The sequence below is a fragment of the Paenibacillus thiaminolyticus genome (genome assembly GCF_003591545.1).
GTDB lineage: Bacteria > Bacillota > Bacilli > Paenibacillales > Paenibacillaceae > Paenibacillus_B > Paenibacillus_B thiaminolyticus_A.
This window is the reverse complement of record NZ_QYZD01000005.1, coordinates 39449-54710: the sequence shown is the minus strand read 5'-3', so window position 1 is coordinate 54710 and position 15262 is coordinate 39449. Positions and strand designations below refer to the sequence as shown.

Sequence of the window (15262 nt, the reverse complement as noted above, 5' to 3'; positions counted from 1 at the left end):
GGCGGTGATTAGGGAATGTCAAAGATAAAAGGCTTCATTTATAAGCAATTCATGGTTATGCTGGCATTGCTGCTTGTGGTTGTCAGTCCGGCCGGAGCCGGGGCGGCCCATTCCGACGTTTCTTCCGATATTACGTTGAAGGTGGCAATCTATCCGTATGTGCCTGATCCTTCCCGTTTCCAGGCAGCTGTCCTTGACCAGTGGCAGCAGCAAGAGCCTGGCGTCAGGCTGGAGTTTACGAAATGGGATTCCTACTCCGAGGATCCGCCGGATGATTTGGATGTGTTCGTGCAGGATTCCATTTTTTTAAGCCATTTTGTCGATGCGGGGTATCTGCTGCCCTTCGACAGCCAAGATATCGATCAGGCGGAGGATGTGATCCCTTTTGCGCTGCAAGGAGCGAAGCGCAACGGCAAGGTATACGGCCTACCGCAAATTTTATGCACGAACCTGCTTTTTTACCGGAAAGGTGATTTGAAGATAGGGCAAGTCAACAATATATATGAGCTGTACAAAAAAATAGGAACCAACCATTCCGAGCAGATTCCGCCTTCGAAAAATAAGGGCTTGTTAATTAATATGGCTGGCGGGACGACCAAGGCGAGCATGTATTTGGAGGCGCTTATCGATGTGACCGGCCAATATACGGAATATGACCTTCTTCCGCCGCTCGACCCCCTGAATGACAAAGTCATTCGCGGCCTGCGGCTGCTGCTTGATATGGCAGGGGAGAAGCCGTCGCAGTATGTTCCTGAGGATGGCGACTCCTATATAAGAGCGTCGTGGTTCGCGCAAGGCAGCGGAAGGGCCTTCATCGGCTACAGCGAGTCGATGATGCGTATGGGCGAGTATGCGGATCAGTTCCAGTTCAAGACGATTTCTTCATCGGCGGGGCAGGATATCCCTCTTTTCTACAGTGATGTCGTGAGTGTGAACTCCAAGACGGCCTATCCGGAGCTAGCCCAAAAACTGGCGAATATCATGGCTTCCGCGGATACGGTAGAGCAAGCTCTGCGCCCGCAGGCCGACGGTCAATATCCGCAATATCTCTTGCCTGCCCGGCATCAGGTATACGAAGCTTTGATGCAAGATTATCCGATTTATTCCGAATTGTCGCGTATCGTGAACCAGCCGTCGAATCGAGTGTTCCGGCTTGGGCCTGAAGTGCGCACGTGGCTGAAGGATGCCAAGCAAGTGCTGCCCGAAGCGCTCGGCCTGACGGACGTCTCGAGCTTGGCGAGCTAAAGCTTCCATATCCCCCTCCATCCGGCGTGTACGGGAGAGGGGGATTGTTGTTGTGCGAGGGCGGGAAGGAAGCTGCAGCTTGACGAAGCCATGAAAAAGCAGCTGTGAAAAGAGGAAAAGAGGGCCCGGTGCCGAATGTAGTTGTCAATACAGAGGAGAGGTTGATGCAGATGGTTCAGTTGAGCGCGGGAGATCGCAACGCCCGGGTCCGCGGCATTCTGTTCGACAAGGACGGCACGCTGCTGCAATTTATGAGCTTGTGGGGCTGGTGGGCTGAGAAGGTGCTTCACGACCTGGAGCAGGAGTTGAAAAAAGAGGGCGGATCCCTGCCGGAGCAGCCTGGATATATATTAGGGGTTATCATCGAAGAGGATGGTTCGATTCGGAGGCATGACCGCCAGGGAGCACTCGCGATGGGCTCTCCGTCGCAAATGATCGGCATCGCGACGTATTTGCTGCATCGGACGGGGGTGCCGTGGAATGAAGCATTGCGGCGCGTTACCGCCGTCTTCGAGAACGCGAACGAGCAAGTGCTCGAGCAAGCCACTATCGTGCCGATTACCGGCACCGTCGCATTTCTGGAGCGCTGCAAGGCATTGGGGCTGACATTGGCCGTCGTCACGGCCGATGACCAGGGACCATCGGAGCAGCATCTGGAGAAAATGGGGATTCGGCATTATTTTGATGCGGTCATCGGTGATGATTGTGTCGAGCGGGGCAAGCCATTCCCGGACATGGTCGAGTTGGCTTGCCGCGAGATCGGCTTGAAGCCCGAGGAAGTCGCGGTCATCGGCGACTCGGTCGGCGACATGGAGATGGGACGCAGCGCCGGCGTGGCGCTGAACATCTTCATCGATGAAGAGCGCGCCTTCGCCGATGCGCCGGCCGCCGCCGATGCGATGATTCGCGCTTATGATGAGATCGAGTTGCAGACGAAGTAGAATAGGAATGTATTGATAAGAATATCCCCCTCGTTCCGGGATTACGGAAGAGGGGGATTGTTGTGTAATGTAGATTGCATTCGGATTGTTCGTGATTGCGCTGCTGTCCTTCTCTAACAAGAAGTAGACCTCCCTGAGCTTGTCGGCCTGGAGGTCTACTTTCTGAATCATGGTCGACTGCCTAAGAGGCAATCTATTGCAAGACCGTGGATGTTCCAGCATCTGCGGTCTTTTTTAGTGTATTCATGCGCTGTTCCAAATAAACATATCACTATAAAAATAATACCATAGATAAAAATAAATAGGAAGCTAGACTGCAACAATTGCCGCCTTCTCCGGGCTTGGCTCCTACGACGTGAGTGCGGGGGAAGCGAGCACCTCCGTTAGCTTCGCCTGGAAGGCTTCCGCGCCGACGCGGAGGAAGAAGGCGTGGAACGATTCCTGCCCGTTCCGCTCCTGCTTGTAGTAGCGGAGGAGCTGCTCCAGAACGTAAGGCACGTCGTCGCCCCGGACCCGGCCCTTGAGCGCCGTGTTGAAGCGGGCGCCCGGCCCGAGGATGCCGCCGACCGCGATATCGAAGGCGTCGACCATGCCCTGCTCGGTCTTGATGAGCGAGCCTTGCAGGCCGATGTCGGCGACATGCTTCTGGCCGCAGGAGTTCGGGCAGCCGATGAAATGAATCCGTACCTTTTCGTTCAAATCGCCGACATGGTCGTCCAAGTATTGGGCTACGCGCCGCGCCCGTTCCTTCGTCTCGACGATGGCGAGATTGCAGAACTCGTTGCCCGTACAGGAGACGGTGCGGCTCAGGAACGGCCGCGGATACGGAGTTAGGCGCTCAAGCACCGGCAGCGCCAGCACCGCATCCAGTGCCCGCTCCGGAATGCCGGTCAGGATGATGTTCTGCGACATGGTCGTGCGCAGCGTGCCGTCGCCATATCGTTCCGCAGCGTCCGCCAGCTGCTCGAACTCATCGGCGTCAAGCCGTCCGACGGGGACATTCAGGCCGATGTAGTGAAGCCCCCGCTGCTTCTGCGGGTGGACGCCATCGAAATAAGCAGCCTGCCAGCCGGCAATCCGGTCTTCGCCCCGGGAAGGCAGCTTGCCGATCAGCTCCTCCAGATGAGCTTGGAATTTCTCGATTCCCCAAGCCGCGATCAGGAACTTCAGGCGAGCTTGATGCCGCTTCTCCCGGAACCCGTAATCGCGGAACAGAGTCGTGACGCCGATGGCTAGCTTGAGCACCTCTTCCGGGCGGACGAACAGGTCGAGTTGCTGCGCCAGATACGGCTTCGCCGACAAGCCGCCGCCGACCCAGGCATGGAAACCGATGACATCCTGTCCGTCGATCTGCTTCGTGGCCGGGGTGAAGGCAAGGTCGTTAATTTCCGCATGCGCGTTATTATAGATGTTGGATGAAATGGACATTTTGTATTTGCGCGGCAGGTTCGAAAAATCCCGGTTCAGCAGGAAAAAATCATTCACCTCATTAACTAATTCGGTCGTGTCCATTAGCTCATCCGGGTCAATACCTGCCAGCGGGTTGCCGACGATTGTGCGGGGGCAGTCGCCGCAAGCTTCATAGGAGTACAAGCCGACGGCTTCCAACCGCTTGAAAATGTCCGGCAGATGCTCAACGCGCAACCAGTGGTACTGCACGGCCTGTCGCGTCGTCACATCGATGAGCCCGCGTCCGTACAGCCTGGAGATGTCCGCCAAGGCCCGCGCTTGCGCCGCCTGCAATATGCCCGAATTGATCCGGATGCGCATCATGAAATAGCCGTCCTTCGGCTTTTGCTCGTAGACGCCGGCCCATTTAAACCGATTTTTGTCATCCTCCGGTATGGACTCATAGCCCTGCTCGGCATAGGTCTCAATGATGTCGCGGATGACATCTAGCCCGTCCTTTTCCATCTTAATAAATTCAAACTTGTTCAGCTTCGAAGGGTCCTTCATCCATACCGGTTCGTATGTCATTTTGTTCTCCCCCGCTCTCTAAAATTAATAATTCCGATATAAATAGTGCGAATTAATTGATGTCATCGTACCACATTTCCTGGGAAGCGACAATAAAAACAGCAAAAAACAGGAATTACTTTTTCTAATGAATCCCATTTGAATCGGTTATAAGTGGCGGGAGAAGCATGCTAGCTATGACATGGTTCATCTGTAAATGGCATTCGCGGCGAAAAAGTTGAAAAATTCGTGACAATCCTGTTAAATATAGAGAAGAAGTATTGCAACTCTTGCTGGGTAAATATAACATAGGGAAAGATAGGCAAAATGCGCGTGTAGAGGGAGGTCGCACCATGTTTCTGGCCGAAGGAGCAGAGCAGACCGAAAGTCTGTTTCAATTTTTTGACGTCTTTATGATCGTGTTTACGTTAATCTTGGTTTGGGCGGTAATCCGTCAGATCAAGCAGCGTCCGCGCAATACATTTGCGATTGGGTTTGCGCTTGTCAGCTTGATTGTCTTTTTGATTGCAGATGTGAAGATGATTTCAGGTTGGTAAAACACAGCTACATAATAACGTTGACGGTTTCAATGGGGGTCCCGAGCACCGTACACAAATGAACAGCCAATAGACAGGCTCTTTGATGGAGATCATCAAAGGGCTTTTTTTTCCCGTTTTGACGGGGGAGGATGAGGTCTTTTGGCAAAAGAGGGAGAGAAGAGGATGAGAGCAGATCATGTCACGATGAAGGGGCTGTGCTGCGGGTTGCTGGCCCTGGCGATCCTGTGGGGGGCGACGCCGTCGGCGGCGCATGCGGCCGATCCGGTTACGATGAAGGCCGTTAACATCGACGGCAAGGTATATGTTCAGGCAGAGGCGATCCAGAACAGATTCGGCGGCGAGGGGAAGTACAATCCGAAGACGCAAACGTATAGCTACACGCCGAACGATGTTGCCGCAGTTATTCAAAAGGTCAGTCCGTCGGTCGTCTCGATTGTACATATGGAAAAGAAGGAGGACGGCGAGGAATGGTCGCTTTCGCATGGGACCGGCGTCGTCTTGCGCCAGGATGGCTGGATTGTCACAAATGCGCATGTTCTTGAAGGAGCATTGGACCCGCATGTGGTTACCTCGGATGGAACGGTGTATTCGGTTAAAAAATGGTATGCCGATGAGGCGATTGATCTGGCGATACTGCAAATCAAGGCCAGCGGACTGAAGCCGCTCGCGTTCATGAAGGAGGCGCCGCAGGTCGGAGACCCGGTCGTTGTTATGGGAACGCCGAATTCGATGCTGCTGCGCAATTCCGTGACCGCAGGTATCGTGAGCGGAATCGAACGGGCGGTAGACTTTCTCGGCTATGGTTATAAGGTGATTCAGACGGACGCGGCGATTAATCACGGTAACAGCGGGGGGCCGCTTATTAATATGAAAGGGGAAGTCATCGGTATCAATACGCTGAAATTGCCGGATGAGGGCGTTGATAATATGGGCTTTGCCATTCCGGCGGATACGGTGGAGATGGCGATTCGTCATTTCATGAACTATGGCAAGATTAAGCGCGCGGATCTCGGCCTCGAGCTGGAGGAGCACTGGGCTGCCTCTGATGGGCGGCCGGGAGCGGAACCGCTTCAGGTGATGGCGGTGCGAAGCGCGGCGGCTAAGAAGGCCGGAATCCGCGAAGGTGATGTCTTGTATGCCATCAACGGGCGGCAGGTGATGACGATGACGGATGTGAATGAAGCGCTGAAGCTGCGGCTGCCCGGACAACGTGTGTCGCTTACGATGCAGTCGGACGGGGATCTCGTGCAAAGGCCGATCACGCTGGTAGAAGGGTAAGGTTCGTCGCTCCTTTCCCCGTCGGGCAGGGATGCTGATGATATGGAGGACAGGAACGCATAAAGAGGGGAGAACGCAGGATGAAGTGTAGAAAGACAGGGAAGATGCTAGGGAGGATCGCTTGCATCGGGATGGCTGCCGCACTGTTGGCAGGAGGACAGGCATTGGGGGTAGCTTCGGCCGTGGAAAGCGACCCGCTGCGGGCGGCGGCGCTCTTGCCCTTGGCCGCACAGGCAGACACCCAGGCGGCAGCGGTGATGGAGGAGTTGCGTCTGAAGGCGGGCAGCGCCAAGGCGACGCTGAACGGAGAAGAATGGACGATAGCCAAGCCGTATAAGAAGCAAGGGGCTATGATGGTGCCGCTGACCGTATTTACGAAGGCATTCGGGGATGATCTGAACTGGAGCACGGGAGATGTCGTCACGTTAGGGAACGGCAAGACGACGGTGCGGATGCGCCTTGGGCAGAAGCAGGCGATGGCGAACGGCAAGGCGATAATGCTGCCCACCGCTCCGGAAATGGTCAACGGCACGGTCATGGCGCCGCTGGAGCCGTTGGCGAAAGCGTTTGGGGCCACTTATACGGTGGCGAAGGATAAGAGCGTCGTGCTGACCTGGAATCGTGCCGATGTGCTGGCGGAGGCAGCGATTGATGTGAGCGCGAAGGCGGTGCGTATCGGCGATCATGTGCACCGCTGGTCAATGGTATTGCCGGAAGGCTGGAGCTACCGGTTCATGACGCCGGAGGAAAATTCCGTCCTGATGGAGAGCCCGTCCGGTCAAGTCCGGGCGATGATTTCTATCAATTCGTGGCAGTCCATCGATCTTGCCCATCTGGCCGATCAGTTCGCGGGTGAAGCGACAGGCAAGCAGTTGCTTGAGCATATGAAGACCGAGATGTTCGATGAAGTTACGATAATGTCGTCCCGTATAGGAACGATTGACGGCAAGGCTTATACGCAGGCTATTATCAATGACGAAGGCATCATGCTCACCCGTGTGTTCAGCGCCGGGGGCAACCGTTACATGGTGTTAGTGTATGATGAAGCGGCTTCGTCGCCGAAGCAGCTGCTCCAATATGAACCGCTGCTGAATACCTTCCGCCCGAATGATCTCCCGGACCGCAGTGCGGGGGTGAAGGATATTAGCACGGAGAAGGACGGCTTCCGTTCGATGGCATTGTGGGAGGATGGACTCATTGTTGATATTCCGGTGACGTGGGAGCGGAATCCGGATGGGAACAAACTCTCTGCGCTATCCGATCAGGGATTGCTTCAACTGGAGTACCATAGCTTGCGGGCGGATAAGGAGGCAACGCTGGATTCGCTTGTGCGCCAGGAAGAGGAATTCATGAAGAAGCAGTTCCGTCCGGAGCATCGTCAGACCGTGGGCGTCCAGGATGTGACGTTGAAGAGCGGACAGCAAGCGAAGCTGTTGACGGCAAAGCATCGGTACAATGAGACGGACTGGCGCTTCTCCAAGACGCTGATCGTCCTCGATGAAGGCGTCCAGTTTTTCCTGCAATATTCCGGACCAGACTGTGCCGATGCCGTTCAGCTTGGCGAACGAATTGTGGGCTCGGTTCGCGTCGACGGGATGGCCAAGGAGCAGCTTGACCACCCGGAGGCCTGGGGCGACGGAAGCGAGCTGTGGGTTCCGTGGACGCAGACCGTGGAGCGCATATCGGAAACCTGGGGACTCCAGATGAAGATTCCGGAATGGTGGCTCGGCTATCGGGCCGGCAGAGCTGAGGAAGAGTTGGAGACTGAGGGCGAAGTTGGGACCATCGCGAGCTACAGTTTGCCGAACAGTTATTTTATGCTGCATGTGAATTATGTGGATACGGTAGAGGAGGCGTTGGCCTCTTGGAAAGAGTCCCTCCTGACCGAGAGTGATCCGTCGATCCGGTTCGTGAAGGAGGAGAAGAAGATCTGGCGGGGCCAACCGGCGATGCGCGTCCAGTTCACCGGCTTGACGGCTGGCGTGAACAGCACGTATACGACGGATATGCTGCTGATCGCCAAGGACGGGTACGTATATACGTTGCTCTACACGATGCCCGACGTATCCCGCACGCCAGAAATGTTGGATCAGTTCGAAAAGGTCGTGAGTTCGTTCCGTTTCGTTACGCCGTAACGCAACGTCTTAAGACACCTTAACACTAAGCCTTAATTGAGGAAGCGATGACGCTGTGCCGTATGGCATGGCGTCTCTTTTGTATGTGGGGACAGGGATTGCCTTGGGGTGCGTTGTCGTGGGGTAACGGCCTCGATACTGGGGAGGAGCGTTGCCTGGTACGGGATGGTACGGGAGAGCCGATGGAATCGGGATAGGTATGGGCTGAGGGGAGTGAAGGGATGGATCGGGTTTGAGGGGCGAGCTATAGGTGCTGGCTGTTGGGGATTTGGGGGATTGCTGTGCTCTTAGCATCAATATCCCATCGGTTCAGAGGGGGCAGTGGGGAATGAGTGCTTTTGCGTTACAGGCTTCGGGGATGGACAGGTGCAGCGCTTAAGGCAGAAATGGAGTGCAGCGGCAGTTTTCCAGGCAGGGCAGAGGAGGTTGGCTGCTTTATTTTCTGGATATAGGGGGAGGATGTATAGGTGTTCGAGTCCTTTGAGCCAATCTTCCAGTCGCTCAGGGAAAAAAACCTTTGGCTTGTTCATTGGTAGGTCTCGGCAGGAGAAGAGCCTTCCTATTGACTATATGCGGTGGCAGGGACGAAGGCCTCGGATGACATAGAAACAGCTGTAGTCCGGGATCTGTTATGAGGGAGACGCGCCGCTTGTCTGAATCCTGCGAATAAGCGAGTATGCAAGAGTGATGCCTCTAGAGGGAGCGAGCGGGAGAGTGAATGCATGGGGGCAGTTAGCAGATAGAACTGCTGGGAGCCGTTGCTGTGCTTGGTGTCACCGCAGGGGAGGAAGATATCGCCGCTACTGGAGTTTTGGCCGAAAGACCGCTATACTATGTAAGGCATCTTCGATGTCTGGCCTTGTTGGTAGTAGGCAGGATTGAAGAATTCAGGTTGGGGGTCAACGTAATGACGACGATCAAGCAACATAACGATAGACAAGCTGTAGATGTCGTGAAGGCTGCGATGCAGGAAGCAGGCATGGCGCCCCGGAATCTGCGGCGTGAAGATATTGAGCTGCTGGCGCCTGCGGGCGACTGGGATTGCATGCGGGCAGCGGTGGCGAACGGGGCGGATGCTATCTTTTTCGGTGTGGAGAAGTTCAATGCGCGTGCTCGTGCGAACAATTTCCAGATGGATGAGCTGCCGGAGATTATGGCGTTTTTGCATAGCTATGGCGTGAAGGGTTTTTTGACGTTCAATATTCTTGTATTTGAAAATGAGCTGGCAGACGCGAAGGAGTTAATCGATGCGTGCGTCACGGCCGGGGTCGATGCGGTCATCGTGCAGGATCTGGGATTGGTGAAGCTGATTCGCGAGATTTCGCCGGATTTCCCGATTCACGGCTCGACGCAGATGACGATTACGTCGCCGGAGGCGGCTTCGTTCACGAAGCCGTACGGGCTGGAGCGGGTCGTGCTTGGTCGCGAGAACAATCTGAAGCAGATTCAGAAGATCGGAGCCGAGGCGCAGCTTCCGATGGAGGTGTTCGTGCACGGCGCTTTGTGCGTGTCGTATTCCGGGCAATGCCTTACCTCGGAAATGTGGGGCGGGCGCTCCGCGAACCGCGGGGAATGCGCGCAGGCGTGCCGTCTGCCGTATGACATGATGGTCGACGGCGAGCATCAGCCGATGGGCGATGTGACGTATTTGCTGTCGCCGAAGGATCTGGCGGCGCTCGATCTCGTGCCGGAGCTGATTGAAGCGGGCGTGACATCGTTCAAAATCGAAGGCCGCATGAAGCAGCCGGAATATGTGGCGAATGTGGTCAGCAAGTACCGGAAGGCGATCGATGATTATTTCGATTGCCGCTGGACCGGGCCGACGAAGGTAGAGGTGCGCGAGCTGCAGCAGAGCTTCTCACGCGGCTTCACGCATGGCTTCCTGAAGGGGACGAACAACAAGCAACTCGTTGACGGCACATTCCCGAAGAGCCGCGGCGTCTATCTCGGCCGCGTCGAGCAAGTGCTGCGCGACGGGGTCGTGTGCAAGCTGGAGGCGCCGCTGAAGCGCGGCGACGGGATTGGATTTGACGCGGGCGATCCGACGAAGAAGGAGGAGGGCGGCCGCGTGTACGACCTGCGCCGCAAAGGCGTTAAGCTGGACGGCGAGGCGCAGGAGGGCTGGCAGGTCGACATCGTGCCGGGACGACACGATGTTGACCTGCGGCGGGTGAAGGTCGGCGACCGGATTTGGAAGACGAGCGATCCGGCTCTGGACAAGCGCATGCGGGCCACGTTCGAGACGGAGAAGCCGTATCGAGTGTTCCCCGTGCATGTGCGCGTGGAAGGCCGCGCCGGCGAGCCGCTCCGCACCTGGTGGACCGATGTGCCGAAGGGCACGACGGTACAGGTGGATTCGGAGCTGGCGCTGGAAGCGGCCCAGAAGCGCCCGATGGATCAGGCGCTTCTGGAGGAGCAGTTCGGCCGCCTTGGCGGAACGGTGTATCAGCTCGAGCGGCTGGATGTCGCCTTGGAAGGCGACGTTATCGTGCCAATGCGAGAGCTGAATGCGGTCCGCCGCCGGGCGGTGGAACTGCTCGCGGGCGAGCGGCCGAAGCCGCCGGTATACGAGCACCGCGACGTCGACGTCTACGGCGGCGCGGTGCGAGAGCATACGGCGGTGCGGCCGGGCCAAGCGCGGCTGAGGGTGCTGTGCCGCTCGCTCGCGCAAGTGGAGGCGGCCGTGAACACGGAGACGGAACTCATCTACGCCGACTTCGAGTTCATCAAGCAGTTCCCGGCCGCCATCGAGGCGTGCCGCGCTGCCGGCAAGCCGATCGCGCTCGTCACGCCCCGCATCCATATGCCCGGCGAAAATGGCTACCACCGGAACATCCTGAAGCTGAAGCCGGACGCAGTGCTTGTCCGCAATACCGGCGCGCTGCAGTTCTACATGCAGGCGAAGGCCGAAGCCGCCGAGCGGGGCGAAGCCTTCCCGCGGATTATTGGCGACTTCTCATTGAACGTCGCCAACCATAAGGCGGTGGAATTGTTCGCCGCCTCGGGCCTGGACTGCATCACGCCGTCCTATGACCTGAACATTCAGCAAATGATCGATATGCTGCGACATAGCGACACCTCTTTGCTGGAGATCGTTATTCATCAGCATTTGCCGATGTTCCATACCGAGCACTGCGTCTACTGTACCTTCCTTAGCGAAGGAACAGATTACACGAACTGCGGCCGTCCGTGCGAGGAGCACCGCGTCTCCCTGCGCGATCGCATCGGCATGTCCCACCCGGTCCGGGTAGACGAAGGCTGCCGCAACACGGTCTACAACGCCATTGAGCAATCCGGAGCCGAGTACATTACACATTTCCTAGACTTGGGCGTAGCTAGCTACCGCGTCGAATTCCTGGAGGAGACGTCGGAACAGGTTCATCAGGTTATCGACCTGTACGGCCGCGCTCTCCGTGCCGAGATCAGCGGCACCGAAGTATGGCGCACCTTGAAGGCGACGAACCAGCTCGGCGTGACGCGCGGGCAGTTGGTGAAGTAAAAGTATTTTGCAATAAAGGACAGGCCTTTCTCATTAAAAGTGAAATGCCTGTCCTTTTGTGTCGTTATGAGCATGTTTTAGACATATTTCCCTGATTTCCGGAAAATCGTCCCTCTATCCTGTATAATAATCAATAATGATAACCATTGAAAAGAACGTTGAAGGAGAGGAATACGTCTATGAAAGTCAGAAAGGCAATCATCCCCGCTGCAGGACTAGGCACTCGCTTCCTGCCGGCGACAAAAGCGATGCCTAAAGAAATGCTTCCGATCGTAGATAAGCCGACAATCCAATATATTGTCGAGGAAGCTGTTGCATCCGGTATTGAAGATATCATTATTGTAACTGGCAAAGGTAAGAGGGCGATCGAGGATCATTTCGATAGTGTTTTTGAGCTAGAATACAAGTTGAGGGAAAGCGCTAAGTTGACATTGTTGAATGAAGTACAGAAGTCATCCGAGTTAGCCGACATCCATTACATAAGACAAAAGGAACCCCGCGGATTAGGTCACGCTATTTGGTGTGCTCGAAAGTTTATTGGTGATGAGCCTTTTGCCGTGCTGCTCGGAGATGATATTGTTGAAGCTGATACACCTTGCCTGAAACAAATGATAGATATTTACGAAAAGCATGAATCTTCCATCGTCGGAGTACAGCCAGTTCCATGGGAAGAAGTGTCTCGTTATGGAGTCGTTGCGGGAGAACCGATAGATGGACGATTACTAAGAGCTGAAGAGTTAGTTGAAAAACCATCTCGGGAACAAGCTCCATCGAATTGGGCAATTATGGGGCGTTATGTATTATCTCCACGAATATTTGAACTCTTGGAAAAGCAGGAAGAAGGGGTAAACGGGGAGATTCAGCTTACGGATGCCATTGCAGACTTATGCAAAGAAGAGGAAGTACTAGCGTACCATTTTGACGGACATCGTCATGATGTGGGGGAGAAATTTGGGTTCATTAAGACGAATTTGCACTACGCTATACAGCGTCCAGAATTAAAAGATGATTTACTTTGTTACTTAAGAAATATTATTAAGCAGTATGAAGAACAAGAACTGAATGTTCTCAGGTAATAGAATGGGGGTTGCCCAAAGTCATCTAGGGTGACAACGGGACAACCCCTCTTTATTAATTACTTTAGAAATCGCATTCCAGCAACTTGTTCAATTCGTTCTTTTTCTTCAGGGTCCATACTGATCAACTTATCATACCATCCCTGATCGACTTGGCCGTTCTGGATCGTCGCTCCGACATACCAGCGGGCTAGCTCCCGATTATCCGCATTAGAAAGGTCCTCGTTCAGGTAAGGATTCATTGCTTCAGCCCCCTGCCCGGGCTCGCCTCTCATAATATACGCCCGGCCAGCATTCATGGCCATCGTGATTGTTACTCTGAACTCTCGCCCCTGAAGCTGTCCTTCTGGCAAAGTCTTGAGATGTTCCACACCTTGTTCGACATGGCGCAATGCTGCAATAATCTCATCCATGTATTCATTTTTCTTCTCTGGGGATTCGTTATTAATGATAATCCCTTGGCGTAAAGTAACAGCCATGTACTTATCATACCAAGTCATATTCCATGGAAAACGTTCAGCATTATCAGAGAGTACTTTGTACAACTCCGAATCCATTCCCTTTTGTTCATAAAGATCTATCAGACGTAAGAGCAATATTCGGTTCCCTGGTTGTTTATCAAGCGCCTGTCGCAACGTATGCTCCGCTTCAGCAAAAAAGTCCTCGTCTCCCTGTTGAGTATATACTTGTTTAAACAGGTCAGCTTTAAATGCGGCATACTCTGGAACGGTTGGGCGTATTTTCAATGCTTTATTCAAGTATTCCATTGTTTGATTAAAATTTTTGGTTTCGACTAGGGTTTTATCCGCTTTGGCGAACGAGCTTGACGCCTGAATAAATAATAGAGAAGTGATGAACATTATTATTCCAGCGATGCCAAGAATACTTGCCGTAGCCGCTTTGATTGTATTTGGCTTTATTTTCTTAAGTGGCTCCGTTGAAATTGATGCCGCCATTCCTCCCAAGCTAATAAAGACGATAATCCCGATATAAACATAGCTCATGTTAAAATCCATCACGCTATGTACCAAAATGCTTGTCGCCAAAATGAAATACATGAAATAGCTATTCCGCTTCGTCTCTTCCGCGTTACGAAAGGATTGAACGTACTTCCAGTAAATTATTCCGAGAAAGGCAACTAATATAATGAAGCCGAGAAATCCGGTCTCTACAAGATACTGCATGTAGTAGCTGTGAGCTTGGGCTGATTCATACGGGTTGTTTTGGTACTTTTCATACAATGCGCTCCAAGCGCCGCCGCCCGCCCCGAAGACTGGATAGTCAGCTACTAGCTTCATCGAATCTTTGTAGAACGTAATCCGCTCCAGCACGCTGTGTTGCTGGAAGTTGATTGAACTTAGACGTGAAGAGATACTTTCCGGCAACAAATTCTTGAGGCCAGTTCCTAGCAAAAAGATCAACAGCACTCCAGCAATGATGGTTCCCCCTACAGGAAGGAGAGCATTGGCCCACTTCTTCATTGAGAAGCCTTCCAGTTTGCGTTCCAACCATGGTGCAAGGAATCGTTGTACAATCCAACATAATACGGCGCATACAGCGGACGCAACCAAAATATAAAGCCATCCTTTCAAGGAGGAACTGCCTGAGCCGTTCAGATGTACTTGATTGCCGATAGCCGATACTGTATTCAAAATAACTAATGTCGCCGCGCCGCTGATTGCCAGATGGACAATCCACAGAATCTGACGTGCCGGCTTTACAAATAAGAGAACCAACACAAACACAACTGGCAATAACACCAGACCGCTACGGGAAAGGGTAAGAAGAATAGATAAAATAATCGGTACCAGCATAAAACTGTGGACCGCATGACTAACGGCCTTACGAGTTGTCGTTAAGTAGAACACAGCTGCAAACAAGAATGCCATCAAATAGGCCGCATACGTATTCGGATACTGAAACACCGAGGCAAGACGCGGTCCATTTGCATCTACCCAAACTGCTTGCTGGTAGAGTCCGTCCGGGTTCAGTCTAGAAAACCAGCCAATGAATGCCGCAGCGGGTTTCCCGTTTCCCAGCCAGTTCATCAATCCAAACCAAACCACGGCATAGGCGGAACCTGTTAACGTGATCTGGATGATGCGATTGATTTTCTCTTCGCCTGTTGTTAGTTTGGTGAGGACGAAGAAAACGGCGTAGGTTAACATAATAAAAATCGCATTTACCGCTAAATAACTGGAAGCCGCGAATAATGACGAAACTCCATAGGTTAAAGGCAGTAAAAATACAAAGAGAGTAAGCGCATCAGACTGGTCATGATTTCTTTTTTTCAATTGAAGCAGGACTCCTATTGCCAAAAATGCTAGAATAGAAGCTATGAGAATGGACCAATAAATTGGATTTTCAAAGTATGTGTCTTGTGCGTTGAATAGTCCGAACTGAAACGGTGACCAAATTAAGATTAAGATAAGAGTAACTAACACTCCCCAGTGGATAAGAGAAAAATGGTTACTTTTGTCGTTTTTTTGTTTGGGCTTTGAAGCCCCATAGCCATATGTAGACAAAGTTATTCTCCTTTGCTAGTAAATTACGATCATAATAATAACATAGG

Annotated in this window: 10 protein-coding genes; 8 read left to right on the top strand and 2 right to left on the bottom strand. The window is 53.4% G+C overall.

What is annotated here, in order from left to right; all coding sequences use genetic code 11:
- The first annotated feature begins 15 nt into the window (after positions 1 to 15).
- From bcmE to DQX05_RS33400, 3 genes are all read left to right on the top strand, one after another.
- Positions 16 to 1245, top strand: coding sequence for a thiamine pyridinylase (bcmE, locus tag DQX05_RS08040; protein ID WP_119792488.1), 1230 nt, complete (start codon positions 16 to 18; stop codon positions 1243 to 1245).
- A 128-nt stretch (positions 1246 to 1373) separates the two neighbouring features.
- Positions 1374 to 2186: an HAD family hydrolase gene (locus DQX05_RS08035; RefSeq protein ID WP_259391859.1), complete on the top strand. Its 813-nt coding sequence runs from the start codon at positions 1374 to 1376 to the stop codon at positions 2184 to 2186.
- Between the two features lie 73 nt (positions 2187 to 2259).
- A complete protein-coding gene (locus DQX05_RS33400) occupies positions 2260 to 2313 on the top strand; it encodes a hypothetical protein (protein WP_472924363.1) in 54 nt (17 codons plus the stop codon).
- Positions 2314 to 2534: 221 nt separating this feature from the next.
- Here DQX05_RS33400 and DQX05_RS08030 read toward each other — a convergent pair whose 3' ends face one another.
- Positions 2535 to 4163, bottom strand: coding sequence for a nitrite/sulfite reductase (locus DQX05_RS08030; protein WP_119792486.1), 1629 nt, complete (start codon positions 4161 to 4163; stop codon positions 2535 to 2537).
- Between the two features lie 332 nt (positions 4164 to 4495).
- Here DQX05_RS08030 and DQX05_RS08025 point away from each other — a divergent pair, with 332 nt between their 5' ends.
- The 5 genes from DQX05_RS08025 to galU all read left to right on the top strand — a co-directional run bounded on the left by DQX05_RS08025 (position 4496) and on the right by galU (position 12690).
- Complete coding sequence (locus DQX05_RS08025) at positions 4496 to 4699, top strand: DUF2759 family protein (protein WP_119792485.1); 204 nt, start codon at positions 4496 to 4498, stop codon at positions 4697 to 4699.
- 165 nt (positions 4700 to 4864) lie between these two features.
- Entirely contained in the window at positions 4865 to 5980 is a 1116-nt protein-coding gene (locus tag DQX05_RS08020) for a S1C family serine protease (protein WP_119792483.1), read from the top strand.
- Positions 5981 to 6060: 80 nt separating this feature from the next.
- Positions 6061 to 8115 carry a stalk domain-containing protein gene (locus tag DQX05_RS08015; protein WP_119792481.1) on the top strand — a complete coding sequence of 685 codons (2055 nt, stop codon included), beginning with the start codon at positions 6061 to 6063 and terminating at the stop codon, positions 8113 to 8115.
- Positions 8116 to 9094: 979 nt separating this feature from the next.
- Positions 9095 to 11614, top strand: coding sequence for a U32 family peptidase (locus DQX05_RS08010; protein ID WP_119792787.1), 2520 nt, complete (start codon positions 9095 to 9097; stop codon positions 11612 to 11614).
- Between the two features lie 179 nt (positions 11615 to 11793).
- The gene (galU, locus tag DQX05_RS08005; RefSeq protein ID WP_119792479.1) at positions 11794 to 12690 is read left to right on the top strand and encodes a UTP--glucose-1-phosphate uridylyltransferase GalU; all 897 of its coding nucleotides are present in this window, start codon (positions 11794 to 11796) and stop codon (positions 12688 to 12690) included.
- Between the two features lie 59 nt (positions 12691 to 12749).
- Here the strand turns inward: galU and DQX05_RS08000 are convergent, their stop codons facing one another.
- Positions 12750 to 15215 (bottom strand): O-antigen ligase family protein, encoded by a 2466-nt coding sequence (locus tag DQX05_RS08000; RefSeq protein WP_119792477.1) that lies wholly within the window; start codon positions 15213 to 15215, stop codon positions 12750 to 12752.
- Between the last annotated feature and the right edge of the window lie 47 nt (positions 15216 to 15262).

What these genes read in the sequence shown, in the direction of transcription:
- DQX05_RS08010 (WP_119792787.1), top strand. Translation starts at nt 9,095, where the DNA reads ATGGCGCCCCGGAATCTGCGGCGTGAAGATATTGAGCTGCTGGCGCCT.
- DQX05_RS08030 (WP_119792486.1), bottom strand. Translation starts at nt 4,163, where the DNA reads ATGACATACGAACCGGTATGGATGAAGGACCCTTCGAAGCTGAACAAG.
- bcmE (WP_119792488.1), top strand. Translation starts at nt 16, where the DNA reads ATGTCAAAGATAAAAGGCTTCATTTATAAGCAATTCATGGTTATGCTG.
- DQX05_RS08020 (WP_119792483.1), top strand. Translation starts at nt 4,865, where the DNA reads ATGAGAGCAGATCATGTCACGATGAAGGGGCTGTGCTGCGGGTTGCTG.
- DQX05_RS08025 (WP_119792485.1), top strand. Translation starts at nt 4,496, where the DNA reads ATGTTTCTGGCCGAAGGAGCAGAGCAGACCGAAAGTCTGTTTCAATTT.
- DQX05_RS08015 (WP_119792481.1), top strand. Translation starts at nt 6,061, where the DNA reads ATGAAGTGTAGAAAGACAGGGAAGATGCTAGGGAGGATCGCTTGCATC.
- galU (WP_119792479.1), top strand. Translation starts at nt 11,794, where the DNA reads ATGAAAGTCAGAAAGGCAATCATCCCCGCTGCAGGACTAGGCACTCGC.